The organism is Roseovarius sp. MBR-51, assembly GCF_053628575.1.
Genome location: NZ_JBRJGQ010000004.1, coordinates 71,281 through 89,239, shown reverse-complemented (window position 1 = coordinate 89,239; position 17,959 = coordinate 71,281). Strand labels below are relative to the sequence as shown.

14 protein-coding genes are annotated in these 17,959 nt (G+C 62.7%); 10 read left to right on the top strand and 4 right to left on the bottom strand.

Going from position 1 to position 17,959, the window contains the following annotated elements:
* Positions 1–31 precede the first annotated feature (31 nt).
* From ACSSVY_RS06895 to ACSSVY_RS06885, 3 genes are all read right to left on the bottom strand, one after another.
* Complete coding sequence (locus tag ACSSVY_RS06895) at positions 32–2,383, bottom strand: DUF6851 domain-containing protein (RefSeq protein ID WP_454268673.1); 2,352 nt, start codon at positions 2,381–2,383, stop codon at positions 32–34.
* A 354-nt stretch (positions 2,384–2,737) separates the two neighbouring features.
* Positions 2,738–5,503, bottom strand: a complete 2,766-nt coding sequence (locus tag ACSSVY_RS06890; RefSeq protein ID WP_454268672.1) for a [protein-PII] uridylyltransferase — start codon at positions 5,501–5,503, stop codon at positions 2,738–2,740.
* Positions 5,504–5,549: 46 nt separating this feature from the next.
* Positions 5,550–6,728 (bottom strand): penicillin-binding protein activator, encoded by a 1,179-nt coding sequence (locus tag ACSSVY_RS06885; RefSeq protein ID WP_454268671.1) that lies wholly within the window; start codon positions 6,726–6,728, stop codon positions 5,550–5,552.
* Positions 6,729–6,813: 85 nt separating this feature from the next.
* On the opposite strand from ACSSVY_RS06885, the gene rsmI reads away from it, so the two are divergent.
* From rsmI to ACSSVY_RS06865, 4 genes are read left to right on the top strand one after another with little or no spacing between them, the layout of a single operon-like run.
* Positions 6,814–7,692, top strand: a complete 879-nt coding sequence (rsmI, locus tag ACSSVY_RS06880) for a 16S rRNA (cytidine(1402)-2'-O)-methyltransferase (RefSeq protein WP_297777917.1) — start codon at positions 6,814–6,816, stop codon at positions 7,690–7,692.
* A 3-nt stretch (positions 7,693–7,695) separates the two neighbouring features.
* On the top strand, positions 7,696–8,130 hold the full coding sequence (locus ACSSVY_RS06875) for a YraN family protein (RefSeq protein WP_454268670.1): 435 nt from the start codon (positions 7,696–7,698) through the stop codon (positions 8,128–8,130).
* Positions 8,131–8,188: 58 nt separating this feature from the next.
* Positions 8,189–9,124, top strand: coding sequence for a glutathione synthase (gene gshB, locus ACSSVY_RS06870; RefSeq protein WP_454268669.1), 936 nt, complete (start codon positions 8,189–8,191; stop codon positions 9,122–9,124).
* On the top strand, positions 9,121–9,999 hold the full coding sequence (locus tag ACSSVY_RS06865; RefSeq protein WP_454268668.1) for an alpha/beta hydrolase: 879 nt from the start codon (positions 9,121–9,123) through the stop codon (positions 9,997–9,999). The genes gshB and ACSSVY_RS06865 overlap by 4 nt, the downstream gene beginning before the upstream one ends.
* Here the strand turns inward: ACSSVY_RS06865 and ACSSVY_RS06860 are convergent.
* Positions 9,986–11,500, bottom strand: a complete 1,515-nt coding sequence (locus ACSSVY_RS06860) for a YifB family Mg chelatase-like AAA ATPase (RefSeq protein WP_454268667.1) — start codon at positions 11,498–11,500, stop codon at positions 9,986–9,988. The genes ACSSVY_RS06865 and ACSSVY_RS06860 overlap by 14 nt on opposite strands.
* A gap of 155 nt (positions 11,501–11,655) precedes the next feature.
* Here ACSSVY_RS06860 and rpiA point away from each other — a divergent pair, with 155 nt between their 5' ends.
* The 6 genes from rpiA (at position 11,656) to ACSSVY_RS06830 (ending at position 17,718) form a co-directional block, all read left to right on the top strand.
* Positions 11,656–12,444 carry a ribose-5-phosphate isomerase RpiA gene (gene rpiA, locus ACSSVY_RS06855; protein WP_040650512.1) on the top strand — a complete coding sequence of 263 codons (789 nt, stop codon included), beginning with the start codon at positions 11,656–11,658 and terminating at the stop codon, positions 12,442–12,444.
* Between the two features lie 9 nt (positions 12,445–12,453).
* Positions 12,454–13,809 (top strand): glutathione-disulfide reductase, encoded by a 1,356-nt coding sequence (gene gor / locus ACSSVY_RS06850; protein ID WP_454268666.1) that lies wholly within the window; start codon positions 12,454–12,456, stop codon positions 13,807–13,809.
* Positions 13,810–13,878: 69 nt separating this feature from the next.
* The gene (hflK, locus tag ACSSVY_RS06845) at positions 13,879–15,033 is read left to right on the top strand and encodes an FtsH protease activity modulator HflK (protein ID WP_454268665.1); all 1,155 of its coding nucleotides are present in this window, start codon (positions 13,879–13,881) and stop codon (positions 15,031–15,033) included.
* 4 nt (positions 15,034–15,037) lie between these two features.
* Positions 15,038–15,916, top strand: coding sequence for a protease modulator HflC (gene hflC / locus ACSSVY_RS06840; protein WP_009817625.1), 879 nt, complete (start codon positions 15,038–15,040; stop codon positions 15,914–15,916).
* A complete protein-coding gene (locus tag ACSSVY_RS06835) occupies positions 15,913–16,110 on the top strand; it encodes a DUF2065 domain-containing protein (protein WP_454268664.1) in 198 nt (65 codons plus the stop codon). The genes hflC and ACSSVY_RS06835 overlap by 4 nt, the downstream gene beginning before the upstream one ends.
* A gap of 198 nt (positions 16,111–16,308) precedes the next feature.
* Entirely contained in the window at positions 16,309–17,718 is a 1,410-nt protein-coding gene (locus ACSSVY_RS06830) for a Do family serine endopeptidase (protein WP_454268938.1), read from the top strand.
* Positions 17,719–17,959 lie beyond the last annotated feature (241 nt).

Here is a 17,959-nt window from a genome sequence, read left to right as displayed (position 1 = left end):
GGGGGCCGCCTGCGCCGCCCCCCGCACAGGATCAGAGGAAGGTAAAGTTGTCGATCGTGAGATCCGCCGCGAGCACGGCCTCGAGCAGCACGTCGTTGCCATTGACGTTGAACTGGGCACCCGCGAACGTGTCAACGATGCCGAGAGCATCATAGAAGCCCTGAAGCCCGTTGCCGCCGTTGTCGAGGTCGTTGACGCGAATCAGGAAACTGTCGACGCCTGCTTCGAAATCGGTGATGACATCGACATCGCCAGCGACGAACTCGTTGAACACAAAGAGATCCACACCGTCACCGCTGGTCATCAGGTCATTGCCTGCACCGCCATTGATCGTATCGTTTCCGGCACCGCCGTCGATGATATCGTCACGCCCGCCACCAGCGAGGAAGTCGTTGCCGTCACCGCCAAAGATATCGTCATCGCCTTCTCCGGCCCCAACCTGATCATTGCCAGCACCTGCCAGGATCGTGTCCTGACCGGTGCCGCCGCCGATGAGATCATCGCCATCGCCACCGTCGATGCTGTCGTTGCCAAAGCTCCCGGAGATTGAGTCGTTGTCCGCGCCACCGCTCAGCGTGTCATTGCCGGCACCACCGCTGACCACGTCATTGCCGTCACCGCCTGCGGCGATGTCATCGCCTTGGCCCGCGCCGATCACGTCATCGCCGGTGCCACCGTCGATCGTGTCATTTCCCAGACCGCCACCGATCCGGTCATTGCCATCCCCGCCGAGAACGCTGTCATTGCCATCGCTGGCAGCCAGCACGTCATCGCCAGCACCGCCTTCGATCGTGTCATCACCGGCGCCGCCGACGATGCTGTCATCGCCAGCCCCAGCCAAGGCCAGATCGCCATCATCAGACAGCGTAATGAAATCCGACCCGCCGTTGGTGAACAGCGCGCTCCAACGGACTTCGGCGTTGGCGGCGACGTTTTCACCGACCTCAAGACCACGCAGGTTGCCATCCTGAATGTGGATGCCGCCAAAAATGCGCGAAAGCCCTGCTTCTTGGGCCGCTTCGGTGAGGGTTTCCCACCGCAGCACAACCGGGTCGCCGCCTGCGACGAAATCCTCGAAGGTGAGGGCGCTTGTGACAAACTCACCAATCACATCAACACCTTCGACCCCATCAAGATCGTAATTGCTGAGGCTGGTTCCGTCGTAATAGGTGTCACTGCCGAGATAAGCGGAAAGGGTACGCGCAGCGGCCATCGAGAAGGTCGAGTGACCCGAGACGAATTCCGGGAAGGGGGGCGTAGGTGCCGTCACATTCTGATACGGCAGCCAGTTCTGGCCGAGGATCGTCTGCGTGCCCTGATTCGGACCGCCCCACGCCTGAATCTCTTGATCGAAGAAGAGATCGCGAATGGCCGAGTAGGGACGGATGTAGGTATAGGTGTATTTCGCTTCCCAAGTTGCAATCCCGGCATCGAGGATGGCCGTGCTCAGGGCAAAGAACATCTCGGCATCCTGGTCGATCCCGTGACCTTCGCGCAGGGCGAGATCCTGGGCGATCTGGAACCAATGCCCCGGAGGGGTCTCGCCGCGCGGACCATTGGCCCAATATTCGGCAATCACCTTTTGCTCATCGGTGAGGTTGGCGGAAATCTCAACCACTTCGGCGATCTGGTCCCGGTAGGCCTGATCGCCTGTGGTCACATTGCCAAGCCCGTCTGTATACTCGGAAAAATCGCCCAAGAGTGGCGGAGGAGCCGGCCGAAACTGATCGCCTGAGGTCAGGGCAAAACCATCGACGCCGCCCCAATGCGGGGTCAGGGCCACCTGATCCTTAAAGGTGCTGGGGTCGTCATTGTCAAAGATCGGAATGCCGTTCACATCCGTCAGCGTGCCATTCGCCTCGCGCAGTGGCTGCCACAGGTTGGGATCGAAATTCTCACCGCCGGGCGCGCGGTCGGAGGTCGGGTCGGCCTCGTTCACCGGAACAAAGCCCGTTGTGTCGGCAAACCCGTTTTCTGCGTTGGAGCCGTCGTTTTCGCGGGCGGTGAAGACGTTTTGGGCGGCTAAGGTTCCGATACCTGCAGGGGTTTCTGGATCGGTCGATGCGGTAGCGGGATCGTAACCCAGGTCTTGCATCAGCGCGTCGAAATCGGCGGTCCGCTCAGGATAAAGCGCGACGAGCGCGGTGTAGGCGGCGAAACTGACCGCTTCGGCCTTGTTTTCCTCGGTATTTGCGAGCGATGTCGCGATCTCGGAGTAATGACCGGAGGCGCTTGGGGACAGGGCGGCATAGGCGTCATAGACGGCAGCGCTGACGATATGGAGTTGATAGGTTGTCGGTGTGGGGGCCGGGCCACCCTCGCGAATGACTTGAAGTTGAAGCTCATTCCATTGGGCAACGACAGATTGTTCAATGTTTTGCATGAATTAGTCCTATTTATCTACACGTTTCGCCGGTCTTCACATGACCTCACGTAGGGTCACGTTTGCGTGTAAACGTCATTTTGTTCAAGCAATTTATGATCAAATCAACAGATCAGAGCAGGTTTTTCGGGATTGTCGCCTGGTTCACGAGCAAGCACCGCCTAACGCGAGCGTCAAGGCGCATAGCTACGCCGTACGGTTGTGCGGTGAAAACGTACGGCGGCGTCCGACCATATCAGACCGCAGGACTTGCGTGGCGCAAGAGGCGAGTCCCCGCGCGGCAAACGGCGCGCGTTTTTGGGCGCGGCATGGCATTTGCCCTTTCGCTGCCCCGGCCCTCTGCCCCGGTCCCCGTCAGGTGGTGGCGCGCTCCACGCCTTCGGCGATGGCTGCGCGGAGTTTGCGCTCCAGGGCGGCGCGTTTGCTCTCGGAGTGGAATTTCAGCCCGAACATATCCTTGACATAGAAGGTATCGACCACCTGTTCGCCAAAGGTCGCGATCACGGCGGAGGCGATATAGACGTTATTGGCCGCGAGCGTGCGGGTGAGGTCATAGAGCAGGCCGGGACGGTCGCGGGTATCGACCTCGATGATCGTGTAGATCTCGGACCCGTCATTATCAAAGGTGATATGCGTGGGAACACGGAAGGCGCGCTCGCGCTTCTTGAGCTTGTCGCGGGATTTGATCGCCTCGCGGGGGACCACTTCGCCCTTCAATGTCTTTTGGATCATGTTGCGCAGGCGCGGCAAGCGGTCGGATTCGAACGGGTGGCCATCGGCGTCCTGTATCCAGAAAACGGCCGTGGCAAAGCCGTCCTTGGAGGTATAGGTGCGCGCATCCACCACATTGGCACCGACCAGAGCAAGTGCGCCAGCAAGCCGCGAGAATATGCCGGGGTGATCCGCCAGCGCGAAACAGGCGCGGGTCGCGTCGCGGTCCTCGTCAATAGCCAGATCAATGGCAATCTCGTCCTCGGTCAGGGTGTGCAGAAGCCGGGCAAAGACCACATGCGCGGTGACATGCAGCCCCTGCCAATAGGGCGGATAGTGGCGCGAGGTCTCGTGTTTGAGATCCTTGGCGTCCCAACCGGGCAGCGCCTCGCGCAGATTGCGCTTGGCGTCCGAGCCGCGCTGTTCGCGGTTGAGATCTTCGAGCCCGCCTTCCATGGCGCGGCGGGTCTGGCGGTAGAGGGCGCGCAGGAGCGAGGCCTTCCAGTTGTTCCAAGTGCCGGGGCCGACGCCGCGAATATCACAGACGGTGAGCAAGAGCAGCAGGTCAAGCCGCTCGCGGGTCTGCACCGCCTTGGCGAAATCGCGCACGGTGCGGGGATCGGCGATGTCGCGTTTCTGCGCCATGTCGGACATCAGGAGGTGATAGCGCACCAGCCATTCCACGGTGTCCACCTCGCGCGGTTTCAATCCCAGACGGGGCCCGACGCGGCGGGCGATGCGCGCGCCCAAGATGGCGTGGTCCTCTTCGCGGCCCTTGCCGATATCATGCAGAAGAAGTGCCACATAGAGCACGCGGCGGTTGATCCCCTCCTTGAGAATGGTGGAGGAGACCGGCAATTCCTCGATCAACTCGCGCCGCTCAATCTGGGCCAGATGCGAGATACATTGGATGATGTGCTCGTCCACCGTGTAATGGTGATACATGTTGAATTGCATCATCGCCACGATGGGTTCGAATTCCGGGATAAAGGCCGAGAGAACGCCCAGTTCGTTCATGCGTCTGAGGGCGCGTTCGGGATTGCCGTGTTTCAGCAGCAGGTCAAGAAAGAGTTTCTGCGCGGCGGGGTCGTTGCGCATGCGCTCGTCGATCAGCCGGATATTGGCGGAGACCAAGAGCATCGCGTCAGGATGGATCAAAAGGCCAGTGCGCAGCCCCTCTTCAAACAGCCGCAGGAGGTTAAGCGGATCCGCAAGAAAGGTCTTGGGATCAGCTATGCCAAGACGCCCATGCACCTCAACATAGCCTTGTTTCAGCGTCTTGCGGCGGCGCAAAAGCCGTTGCAGCAGCGGTTCGGATTTGACTTGAGTCGCCTCAAGCTTGGTCAGGAAGATGCGCGTGAGATCGCCCACCGAGGTGGCATGGCGGAAATACTCCTGCATGAAGATTTCGACCCCGCGCCGGGCGGCGGTGTCAGCATAACCCATGCGCTGTGCCACCTCGACCTGCATGTCAAAGGTCAACTGGTCATTGGGCCGCCCGATGATCAGGTGCAGATGGCAGCGCACCGCCCAGAGGAAGTTCTCGGCCTTGGCGAAGGTGGAGAATTCCTCAGGGGTGAACATGCCCAGCGCCACAAGGTCACTGACGTCGCGGACGCGGTGCAGGTATTTGGCGATCCAGAACAGGGATTGCAGATCGCGCAATCCGCCCTTGCCCTCTTTGACATTGGGCTCGACCATATAGCGCTCGCCCTGCTTTTCATGGCGGGCGTCGCGTTCTTCCAGCTTGGCCTCGGTAAAGGCGCGCTCGGTGCCCTTGAAGAGATCGTCCCAGAGGCGTTGGTTGAGTTTCTCGGCCAGCGCCGCCTCGCCCGCCAGAAAGCGGTTTTCCAAGAGCGCCGTGCGGATGGTGTAATCGTCCCCGCCCAAGCGCAGGCAGTCGCGGATGGTGCGGCTGGCATGTCCCACCTTGAGGCGCAAATCCCAGAGCATGTAGAGCATCGATTCGATGACACTCTCGGCCCAGGGGGTGATCTTGTAGGGCGTGAGAAAGAGTAGATCGACATCGGAATGCGGCGCCATTTCACCGCGCCCGTAACCGCCCACGGCAAAGACGGCGATACGCTCGGCGTCGGTCGGATTGGGCAGCGGGTGCATCACGCGGGTGGCAATGTCGAGCGTGGTCAGGATCACGCAATCGGTGAGCCAGCAATAGGCACGCGTCGTCGGGCGGGCGTCAAAGGGTTGCGCCGCAAGCCCTGTGGCAATGGCGTCGCGGCCCTGTTTGATTTGCGCCGCAAGGCAAGTGACGACGGCACGGCGCAGCGCGACCATGTCGCCGCCCGCCTCAGCCACCGCGCGGTCAATCTCCGCCGCGACAGCCGGGATGTCGAAAATCGTCTCGGCGGGACAGATCAGATCGTCCCGCGCTGAAATGGCCTGCCTCATGCTATGCGTTTCGCACCCGTTTCAGAGGCCGAGAGAGAGGCATGGTTCAAAATCCGGCCCCGCCAAAGCTCTGGGGGGCGGGTGACAGGATGGTCACACGCTTGTCGCTGATGGTGGCGACGGCAAGACCGCGTTCATTACTGCCATCGGGACGCAGGCGAAAGACGCCGCTGACACCCTGAAACCCGGCGGATTGGGTGAGCGCATTGCGACCCAGCGCCTCGCGGTTGCCGGATTTTACCAACGCGCCCACGGCGGCGATGCCGTCATAGGCGAGGCTTGCGATGGGATGCGGCGTGTTGCCATAGGCGGCGCTGAAACGCTGGGTAAACTGATTGGCGCGGGCCGGGTCCGGCAGGGCGAACCAGCCCCCCTGAACCCCCGGTAAATCAAGCGTTTGCGGCGGGGTATCCCAACGCGAGAGCCCGATATACTGCACCCGGTCGGGACCAAGCCCGTTCTCCGGTAGCATCTGGGTAAAGAGCGGCAGGGCACCGGCAGAGTTGGCGGTGAGGAAAATGGCGTCGGCGGCATTGGTTTCGGCGGCGGTCTTGATCTTGGGGATGGCGTCGATCACGCCGGTTTGGGAAAACTCATAGCCGACGCTGCCCGCCAACGTTGCCCCGTTGTCGCGCACCGCCTGTTCGATGGCGGCGCGGCCAAGTTGCCCTGCGAGATTGTCGGAATAGACGGCCATGATGCGGGATTTGCCCTGACGGGTGGCGAAATTCGCGAGCCGGTTGGCGGTGTTCTGGAAGGTCTGACCGAGAATGAAGAGATTGCCGCCCGCGATGGTCGGGTTGTTGGAAAAGGCCAGCACGTTGATGTTGCGCGGGGCCATCGCGACCGCCACGGCATTGGCCGATTCGGCATGCAGCGGCCCGATGATGATGCGCGCGCCGTCTGCGGCGGCGTTGAGGGCGGCCTGCTGCGCCTGTCCAGCCTGACCGGCCGTGCCATAGACGCGCAGGTCGATCTGCACGCCTGCAAGGTCCGAGACGGCGAGACGCGCCGCGTTCTCCAGATCGCGCGCCAACTGCGCCTCTTGGGCGTCACCGCTGCCATGTGGCACCAAGAGCGCCACGGGCACAGGGCCGGAGGGTGCTGTGCCGCCGCCGCCGGGTGTGGCGACCGAAATCGGTTGGCAAGCCGCCAGCACGAGGGCGGCAAGAACCAAGAGAGGGCGGGTGAACGGCTTGCGGATCGTTTGTAAAACGGCGAACATGGTCAGGTCTCACTCCCTTTTTTGCGGTTTGCCTGTGGCCAGACGCGATTGCGGGCAATCATAACGGTCATACGGAGCGGGTCCAGTGGTGAATCCCATAGAGCAGAAACTGGCCGGTGGTCTTTACCTTATAGCGACCCCGATCGGGGCCGCGCGCGATATCACGCTGCGCGCGCTCGACATTCTCGCCTCGGCGGATGTGCTGGTGGCCGAAGACACGCGGAGCCTGCGCCGGTTGATGGAAATTCATGGCGTCCCGCTCCGGGATCGCCCGATGTGGGCCTATCACGACCACAATGGCGGGCGCATGCGGCCCAAGATTCTCGAGGCGCTGGACGCGGGGCAATCGGTGGTCTACGCCTCTGAGGCCGGGACGCCGATGGTCGCGGACCCGGGGTTTGATCTGGGACGCGCGGCGGTGGCGGAGGGCTATACCCTCATCTCGGCCCCCGGACCCTCGGCGGTGATCACGGCGTTGACGCTCGCCGGATTGCCAACCGATCGGTTTCTCTTTGCCGGGTTCCTGCCCAACACCGCTTCGAAGCGCAAGGCGGTGCTGAAGGAGTTGGCCGGGGTGCCCGCAACCCTGGCCTTTTACGAATCACCCAAGCGGGTAGCGGGCATGCTGCGCGATGCCGCCGAGGTGCTGGGCGGGACACGATCCGCCGCGGTCTGCCGCGAGCTGACGAAGAAATTCGAGGAGGTCCGGCGTGGAACGCTGGAGGATCTGGCGCAGATCTGGGCAGATGCGCCGCCAAAGGGCGAAATTGTCGTGATTATTGATCGCGGAAGTTTGGAGAAAATTAGGGAAGTTGATTTAGACCAGATGGTGTTGGAGGCGCTGCAAGGGCATTCTGTGCGCGATGCGGCGGATCTGGTGGCGACAGAGACGGGCACGCCGCGGCGTGAGGTCTATCAACGCGCCTTGCTTTTGGCAAAGGGCAGGCAAGAAGAGACGGAGTAAGAGATGCGGCAACTGGCATTTGACTTTGAGGCGGTTGGCGTGGCGGCGATCGTGGTGGCCCCAGATATCTTGCGCCGTCAGGACCGGGGGCGGCGGGCCTATCTCTCGGGTCAGGCGGCGGAGGCGAGTGTTTTGCGCGCCTATGAGCGGCGGGGGGCATCCCTCTTGCATCAGCGCTGGCGCGGGCAAAGCGGAGAGATCGACATGGTCCTGCGTGCGCCCGATACCTATGTGTTCTGCGAGGTCAAGCAAGCGGCCAGTTTTGATCTGGCATTGCAGCGATTGCATCAGGGGCAGATGCGGCGGATCTATGCGGCGGCGTCGGAGTATCTGGGCCTCTTGCCTGAGGGGCAATTGGCCCCTGTCCGCTTTGATCTCGGGATCGTGGATGGCCGGGGGGATGTGCGCATACTCGAGAATGCCTTTGGCCATTTCTGAATTGCGTGCCCGCCCGTCATGCCGCATGTAAGCGGGAGACCGAAAAAAGGGGCAGGACATGAAAATCGCCTTTCAGATGGACCCGATCGGGCCGATCAATATCAACGGAGACAGCACCTTTCGCCTCGCGGAAGAGGCGCAGGCGCGGGGGCATGAGCTGTTTTATTACACGCCAGACCGGCTGGCCTATGACGAGGGGCGGGTCACGGCACGGGGGTGGCCGCTGACGGTGCAGCGGGTTCAGGGCGACCATTTCCGGCTGGGCGAAGAACAGACGGTCGATCTGTCCACGTTCGATGTGGTCTGGCTCCGGCAGGATCCGCCGTTTGACATGTTCTACATCACCACGACGCATATATTGCAGCGTCTGAGCCCCGGAACATTGGTGGTCAATGATCCGTTCTGGGTGCGAAACTATCCCGAAAAGCTGCTGATTCTCGATTTTCCAGACCTGATGCCCCCCACCGCGATTGCCCGCGATCTCGACACGATCCGGGCGTTTCGGGCGCGGCATGGCGATGTGATCCTAAAGCCGCTCTATGGCAATGGCGGCGCGGGCGTGTTCCACCTGCCCGAGAGCGACCGCAATCTCGCCAGCCTTCATGAGATGTTCACCGGGTTCAGCCGCGAGCCTCTTATTGTCCAGAAATACCTGCCTGCCGTGAGCAAGGGCGACAAGCGGGTGATTCTGGTGGATGGAGAAGCCGTCGGCGCGATCAACCGCGTACCCGCCCAAGGCGAGACGCGGTCCAACATGCATGTGGGCGGACGCGCCGAGAAGGTTGCGCTCACCGAGCGGGATCTGGAAATCTGCGCCGCGATTGGTCCGCTCTTGCGCGAAAAGGGACAGGTTTTCGTGGGGATTGACGTGATTGGCCATTACCTGACCGAGATCAACGTGACCTCGCCCACCGGCATACAGGAGTTGGAGCGGTTCGACGCAGTGAACATCGCGGCCAAGGTCTGGGAGGCGATCGAGGCGCGGCGGACATGAGTTGGCAGCTTGCCCTTTTGAACCGTCATCTGCGTTGGTTTGAGAAACCGGCGCTGGCGCGCCATGACAAGGACCGCCTCAGGCGGTCCTTTGCGTTCAAGTCGCGGCTCTATTTCCATGCCCCCTTCGGTACTTTGTTTCAGCGCGACATGCTGGGCGGGGTGCCGGTGCAATGGGCGCGGGCCCGTGGCGCGCGGCCTGCGCCCGTGATCCTTTACTTCCACGGCGGGGCCTATGTGTTTGGCACCTCGACCACCCATCGGGCGATGCTCGCCAAGCTGTCGGCGTTGACCGGCCTGCCCGCTTGCCTGCCTGATTATCGCTTGGCGCCCGAGTATCCCTTTCCGGCGCAGATCGAGGATGCGCTGGCCTCATACCGCGCGCTCCGGGCCGAGCAGGATGTGATCATCGGCGGGGACAGTGCAGGGGGCGGGCTGGCGCTGGCGCTGTTGCATGAGATTCTGGCGCACGACCTCGCCCCGCCTTTGGGTGTCTTTGCCTTTTCGCCGCTCACGGATGTGACCTATTCCGGGGCCTCGGTGATCGAGAATGACGCGCGCGATTGCGTGCTCTCCGCAGGTCGAATCGGCGAGATGCTGGAGATGTTTCTAGGCACAGATGACCCGCGCGATCCGCGCGCCTCGCCGCTCTTTGGCCGATTTACCGGCGCACCGCCGGTGTGGATGACGGTGGGCGATACGGAAATCCTGCGCGATGATGCCCTGCGGATGCAGGCCGCGCTGGAGGCGCAGGGCGTGCAAAGCGTGCTCTCGGTCAAGCCCGATCATCCGCATGTCTGGCCCATCTTTCACAATGTCCTGCCCGAAGCCGGGGCGAGCCTGCGCCATCTGGCGCGGTGGATCAGGTCTCTTTGAGACCGGCCACGCGAAAACTCACCGCCTCGGCAACATGCGGCAGGCGGACATCCACAGAGTCGTCGAGATCGGCAATGGTACGCGCGACGCGCAGAACGCGGTGATAGCCGCGTGCCGTGAGGCCAAAGCGGGTGGCGACGCGGGTGATGAGCGCGCGGCCTTCGGGATCGGGGGTGGCGATGTCATCGAGAACCGCGCCTTCGGCATCGGCGTTGAGGCGCATATGGGCGTGGCTGGCAAAGCGCGCCGCCTGCACCGCCCGCGCCCCCGCGACCCGGCCTGCGACCGTGCTCGAGGCATCGCCGGAGGCGGGCAGATCGAGATCAGAGAAGGCGACGGGGGGCACCTCGACCCGCAGGTCGAAGCGGTCCATCAAGGGGCCGGAGATGCGGCCGATGTAATCCTCGCCGCAGTTGGGCGCGCGGGAACAGGCGCGATTCGGGTCCGAGAGATAGCCGCATTTGCAGGGGTTGGCGGCGGCGACAAGCAGGAAACGGCAGGGATATTTCACATGCGCATTGGCGCGGGCGACCATGACCTCGCCGGTCTCGATCGGCTGGCGCAGGGTTTCGAGCACGGTGCGGGGGAATTCGGGGAATTCATCCATGAAGAGCACGCCGTTATGCGCAAGGCTGATTTCGCCGGGCTTGGCGCTGCGCCCGCCGCCGACGATGGCCGCCATCGAGGCGGTATGATGCGGCTCGCGAAAGGGACGCGCACGGTTGATGCCGCCCTCGGTCAGCAGCCCCGCGAGGGAATGGATCATCGAGGTTTCGAGCGCCTCGGGCGCGGACAGCGGCGGCAGGATGCCGGGCAGGCGCGCCGCGAGCATGGATTTGCCAGAACCGGGCGTGCCGATCATCATCAGGTGGTGGCGCCCGGCGGCGGCAATCTCGAGCGCGCGTTTGGCACGCTCCTGCCCCTTGACGTCGCGCAGGTCGCGGGTGGCGGGGGCGGCGATCACCTCACCGGGGTTCGAGGCAGGAATGAGCGCCTGTCCGGTGTAGTGGCGCACGACATCGGTGAGCGAGGCGGCGGCGATCACCTGCACCGCACCGACCCATGCCGCCTCGGGCCCGCAGGATTTGGGGCAGAGCAGGATGCGGTTTTCCTCGGCGGCGGCCATGGCGGCGGGGAGCGCGCCGATCACCGCGATGAGCGTGCCGTCGAGCGACAGTTCTCCGAGGGCCGTGGTGCCCTCTGCCGCGTCATGCGGGATGATTTCAAGGGCGGCCAAGAGGGCGAGCGCGATGGGCAGATCGAAATGGCTGCCCTCTTTGGGCATGTCCGCGGGCGAGAGATTGATGGTGATGCGTTTGGACGGCAGGGCGATGGCCATGGCGGAGAGCGCCGCGCGCACCCGGTCGCGCGCCTCGGACACCGCCTTGTCGGGCAGGCCCACGAGCGAGAAGGCCGGCACGCCTGCGGTGATGGCACATTGCACCTCGACTGGCCGCGCCTCGACCCCCTCAAAAGCCACGGTATAGGCGCGCGCGACCATGCGGTCCCCTATGGTTGATGCCGGATTAATGCCTAGCGCGGCAGGGGTTTAGGAATGGTTAACGAGCGCGGGGCGGACAACCGGGGCGAATTCGGTCTCGCACCTGCGCCGCATCTCTCATATAACCCCTGCGAAACATGCTGGGAGTCGCTGCCATGACCGGAGAATTGTCGCCGATCGACAAGGCCAAGTTTGTTGCCGCCAAGCGGTCGGTGGATTTCGTCGAAGACGGGATGCGCGTGGGTCTTGGCACCGGATCGACCGCCGCCTGGATGGTGCGCTGTCTGGGCGAGATGGTGCGCGAGGGCGGGTTGCGCATTCGCGGCGTACCGACATCGACGCGCACGGCGGAATTGGCGCGGGAAGTCGGCATTGAGGTGATCAGTCTGGACGAGGCCAAGTGGCTGGATCTCACGATTGACGGGGCGGACGAGTTCGACAGCAATCTCAACCTGATCAAGGGTGGCGGCGGCGCGCTCTTGCAGGAAAAGATCGTAGCGACAGCCTCGGATCAGATGATCGTGATTGCCGATGTCGGCAAGGAAGTGGAGACGCTGGGCGCGTTTCCCCTTCCGGTTGAGGTGATCCCGTTTGGCTGGCAGACCACAAAGTCGCTGGTCGAGGAACTCTTGATCAATATGGATGTGCTGGGGCGCAACACCTCGCTGCGAATGAACGGCGCGCGGCCCTTTATCACCGATGAGGGCAATTATATCCTTGATCTGCATCTTGGCCGGATCGGCGCTGCGCATCAACTCTCGATGGCGCTCAACCAGATGCCGGGGGTGGTGGAAAACGGGCTTTTCCTTGATATCTGCGATGTGGTCATTCTGGGCTATGGCGATGGCCGGGTGGAAACCCGCGACATCAACGAGGGCACGGTCGAGGAAGACCGGCTCGATTTCGTCGAGACCGACAATCTCTTTCGTGATCTGACGGACTGAGGGAGCACCATGGCGTTTGACTATGATCTTTTTGTAATTGGCGGCGGCTCTGGCGGCGTGCGGGCGGCGCGGGTCGCGGCGCAGGCCGGCGCGCGCGTGGCCTTGGCCGAAGAGGACCGCTACGGCGGCACCTGCGTCATTCGCGGCTGTGTGCCGAAAAAGCTGATGGTGTTTGCCTCGGAATATCGCGGCGCGATGGCCGATGCGCAGGCCTATGGCTGGACGGTGCATGCGGGCGGGTTCGACTGGGTCACGTTCCGGGACAAGCTGCATGCGGAACTGGACAGGCTGGAAGGGGTCTATCGCGGTGTTCTCAAGACGAACGGGGTCGAGACCTATGACAGCCGCGCAGCGCTGGTCGATCCGCATACGGTGGAATTGGCCGACGGCACGCGCCTGAGCGCCAAGCATATCCTCATTGCCACCGGCGGGCGGCCCGTGAAACCCGATCTGCCGGGGGCAGAGCACGCAATCACCAGCAATGAGATTTTCCATCTGGAGAAGCTGCCAAGGTCGATATTGATCATTGGCGGCGGCTATATCGCCTGTGAGTTTGCCTGTATCCTCAACGGGTTGGGGGTGCAGGTCACACAGTTCTATCGCGGCGCGCAAGTCCTGCGCGGTTTTGACGACGAGGCGCGCGGCCTTGTGTCGGAGGAGATGATTGCCTCTGGGATCAAATTGCATCTGGGCACCAATATCGAGGCGATGGAGGTGGTCGAGGGCGGCTATCGCGTGACCGGCACCAACGGCAGCGAGGCGGTGTTCGAGCAGGTGATGTTTGCCACCGGGCGCGCGCCCAATACGGAAAATCTGGGGCTCGAGGCCACGGGCGTCGCGGTCGGGCGCAAGGGTGAGATTCTGGTCGATACCTATAGCCAGACCGGCGTGCCGTCGGTCTATGCGATTGGCGATGTAACCGACCGGGTCAACCTGACGCCGGTGGCGATCCGCGAGGGGATGGCCTTTGTCGAGACGGTGTTCAAGGGCAACCCGACCCCGGTCGATCACCATCTCATCCCCACGGCGGTTTTCACCCAGCCCGAGATGGGCACGGTGGGGCTGAGCGAGGAAGAGGCGCGCGACCAAGAGCCGATCGAAATCTATGCGACCTCGTTCCGGCCGATGCAGACCGCCTTTGCCGGACGGCCCGACCGGGTGCTGATGAAACTGATCGTCAGTCAGGCCACCCGCAAAGTGCTAGGGTGTCATATCGTAGCACCCGGTGCGGGGGAATTGATCCAGCTTGCCGGCATTGCCGTCAAGATGGGGGCCACAAAAGAGGATTTCGACCGCACCGTGGCGGTGCATCCGACCATGTCGGAAGAACTGGTGACGATGAAAACGCCTGTGCGTACCGCTTGATTTTTCGCCTGTGCTGCACAGGTAGTGAAACAAGCCGGGAACGGCAGGACAACAAGGGAAGACATACGTATGGCTGGAAACTCTGGCGGCCCGTGGGGCGGCGGCGGAAATTCGGGCGGTGGCGGCGATGACCGCGACCGCAACACAGGGGGTGGAAAACGCCCCCCCGAGGGAGGACCGCAACTGCCTGAAATCGACGCATTGGTGCGCAAGGGTCAGGACCAGCTTCGCGTTCTGATGGGCGGGCGTGGCGGCGGCAACCGGGGCGGCGGCACCGGCGGCGGTGACGGGCCACAATTCGGCAAGGGCACGGTTGGTCTGGCTGTGTTGGGTGCTGTGGCGCTCTGGGTCTTTGCCAGCGTCTATACGGTCAAGCCGGAAGAGCAATCAGTCGAATTGTTTCTGGGTGAATACTACAAGACCGGCAATCCGGGTCTGAACTTTGCCCCTTGGCCGCTGGTCACGGCAGAGATCGTCAATGTGACGTCGGAACGGACCGAAGACGTCGGCCGCAGCGCTGGCGCGCGCGAAGAAGGTCTCATGCTGACGACGGATGCCAATATCGTCGATATCGGGTTTCAGGTGGTGTGGAATATTTCTGATCCGGGCAAGCTGTTGTTCAATATCCGCGATCCACAACTGACGGTGCAGGCCGTGTCGGAATCGGTGATGCGCGAGATCATTGCCGCGTCGAACCTTGCGCCGATCCTCAACCGGGACCGTGGGATCATCGCAGATACCGCGATGCAGAACATTCAGGAATCCTTGGATGAATATGATAGCGGCATCCGGATCGTCCGGGTCAACCTCGACAAGGCGGATCCGCCGAACGAAGTGATCGACAGCTTCCGCGAGGTGCAGGCTGCCGAGCAGGAGCGCGACAGGCTGCAACGACAGGCGGATGCCTATGCCAACCGTGCCCTCGCCGAAGCGCGCGGTCAGGCCGCGCAAATTCTTGAGGATTCAGAGGGCTACCGCGCCCGCGTGGTCAACGAAGCGCAGGGTGACGCGAGCCGGTTCACGTCTGTTCTGACAGAATATTCCAAAGCGCAGGACGTCACGCGCAAGCGTCTCTATCTCGAGACGATGGAGCGGGTTCTGGGTGATATCGACAAGACCATCCTCGACAGTTCGATCGTGGGGACCGAAGGGGGCGGCAATGGCGTCGTGCCCTATCTGCCGCTGAACGAGCTGCGCCGCAATACCACCAGCGAGGGGAACTGAGATCATGGGCAACACAAAATTTCTAATCCCCGTTGTGGTCATCCTGGGCTTTTTGGGCCTGTCCTCGGTCTTTGTGGTGGATGAGCGCGAAAAGGCATTGGTGCTGCAATTCGGGCAGATCAAATCCGTGAAGGAAGAGCCAGGCCTGTCGTTCAAAATCCCGTTCATTCAGGAGGTCGTGCGATATGACGACCGGATTCTGTCGCTCGATACCGACACGATCGAGGTGACGCCGTCGGATGACCGTCGACTGGTGGTCGATGCCTTTGCCCGCTACCGTATCCGCGATGTGGTGCAGTTCCGGCAGGCGGTCGGCGTGGGCGGTATCCGCGTCGCCGAGGACCGGCTGTCGTCGATCCTGAACGCGCAGATCCGTGAAGTTCTGGGTGCCGATCAGGTGACGTCGGACACCATCCTCTCTGAGGATCGCCGCGAGTTGATGCGCCGCATTCAGCGGCAGGCGCAGCGCAGCGCCGAGGGGCTGGGTCTTGATGTGGTGGACGTGCGTCTCAAGCAGACTAACCTGCCCGAGCAGAATCTGGAGGCGACCTTTGCCCGGATGCGGGCCGAGCGCGAGCGCGAAGCCGCCGATGAGATCGCCCGTGGTAACGAGGCGGCGCAGCGGGTGCGCGCCCTGGCGGATCGGACCGTGACCGAAACGTTGTCGGATGCCGAGCGCGAAGCGCAGGTGATCCGAGGCGAGGCAGATGCGGAACGCAGCGCAATCTATGCCGAGGCCTATGGTCAGGACCCCGAGTTCTACGCGTTTTATCGCTCGCTCGAGGCCTATGAAAAGGCGCTGACCGGGGGCAATTCGTCGATGGTGATGACACCTGACAGCGAATTCTTTGACTATCTGCGGTCAGGGACTGCCCCGGAATGATCGAAACCGCGCTTCTTGCGCTGGGACTTGTGCTGATTGTGGAGGGGCTGGTCTATGCGCTGGCCCCCTCACTCATTGAACAGATGCTGGTGGCGCTGAGCGCGCTACCGGTTGAGGCGCGGCGGTTGATGGGCGCGATTGCGCTGGTGTTGGGATTGATTCTTGTCTGGGCCGCCAAGACGCTTGGCGCTTGATTTCGGCGGGGCAAAGGGGTCACATGACCGTGACCTGATATTGCAGCCTTGGCGATCCAGTGCCGGAGACCTACATTCATAAGCAGGAGTGGCACGCGCGTGCCGCCAGTTGCACGAACCAAAGGAGACATTGGTGTGAACACCCAAACGATTTCCGAAACACGATCCAGCGCGCACAGCCTGCGCGCGCTCTGGGCTATGGCGCTGATGGTGGGGCTGTTGCTGGCGCAGGCACTGGCCGCGCAGGCGCGGCCCGACAGCTTTGCCGATCTGGCCGACAAGATCAGCCCGGCGGTGGTCAATATCACGACCTCGACCGTGGTCGAGCGGGGCACCGGCCCTGCGCCAATCGTGCCTGAGGGATCTCCGTTCGAGGATTTCTTTGAACAGTTTCGTGACCGTCTGGGCGAAGGCGACCGGCCACAACGGTCATCGGCACTCGGCTCTGGTTTCGTGATTTCCGAGGATGGCTTTGTGGTGACGAACAACCACGTCATCGAGAGCGCCGACGAGATCAACATCGAGTTCTTTTCCGGCGAAACCCTGCCCGCCGAAGTGATCGGCACCGATCCCAAGACCGACATCGCGCTGCTCAAGGTCAAGGCGGACAAGCCGCTGCCATTCGTCAGCTTTGGCGATAGCGACACGGCGCGCGTCGGCGATTGGGTTCTGGCCATGGGCAACCCGCTGGGTCAGGGTTTCTCGCTCTCGGCGGGGATCGTTTCAGCCCGGAACCGCGCGCTGAGCGGCACCTATGACGATTACATCCAGACCGACGCGGCGATCAACCGGGGCAACTCTGGCGGGCCGCTGTTCAATCTCGACGGACAGGTTGTGGGCGTGAATACAGCGATCCTGAGCCCGACCGGCGGGTCGATCGGGATCGGCTTTTCCATGGCCTCGAACGTGGTCAAGCGCGTCGTCGATCAGTTGCAGGAATTCGGCGAGACCCGGCGCGGCTGGCTGGGTGTGCGCATTCAGGACGTGACCGAGGATGTGGCCGAGGCAATGGGGCTGGAAAAAGCCGCAGGCGCGTTGGTCACGGATGTTCCAGAAGGTCCGGCCGCCGAGTCCGGCATGTTGTCGGGGGACGTCATCATGTCGTTCGACGGTCAGGACGTGACCGATACGCGCAGCCTTGTGCGCACTGTCGGCAATACAGAGGTCGGCAAGACTGTGCGCGTCGTCGTGTTCCGCGAGGGCAAGACCGTCACGCTCAAGATCAAGCTGGGCCGCCGCGAAGAAGCGGAAGGCGCCATTCCCGTAGCGCAGCCCGGTGAGGATGCCCCCGAGGCACAGGCCGAAAAGACCATACTCGGTCTGACAGTGACCCCGCTGAACGACGAGTTGCGCGGCCAGCTCGAGCTCGACAGCAGCGCGACCGGACTCGTCGTGGTGAATATCGACGAGTTGTCGGAAGCCTTTGAAAAGGGCATGCGGGCGGGCGATGTGATCACCGAAGCCGGTCAACAAAAGGTTGCGAGCATTTCCGATCTGGACGACCGGATCGCAGAGGCCAAGGAGGCGGGGCGCAAATCGCTGCTTCTCTTGGTGCGCAGTTCCGGTGATCCGCGATTTGTGGCGCTGTCCATCGAGGACGCTAAGTAAAAGGCGCTGACTAAGGCTGAGAAGGCATCCCAAATTGGGGTGCCTTTTGCATTTGAGACGGTGAGCATGGCCCGGAGCGGACAGTCGGCCCAAGCGGCGAGCCGCGCGAAGCCCGTCCGCCGGGTCGGCGCTGCGTCATAGGTGGCTGGCACTTTATGCCTGCCACGCCCTTCTGCGTTATCAGCGTGTTGAAACCGTCCAAAAGCGCCCGCCCGAGGTGGCGGACGGGCGCTGCGCGGAA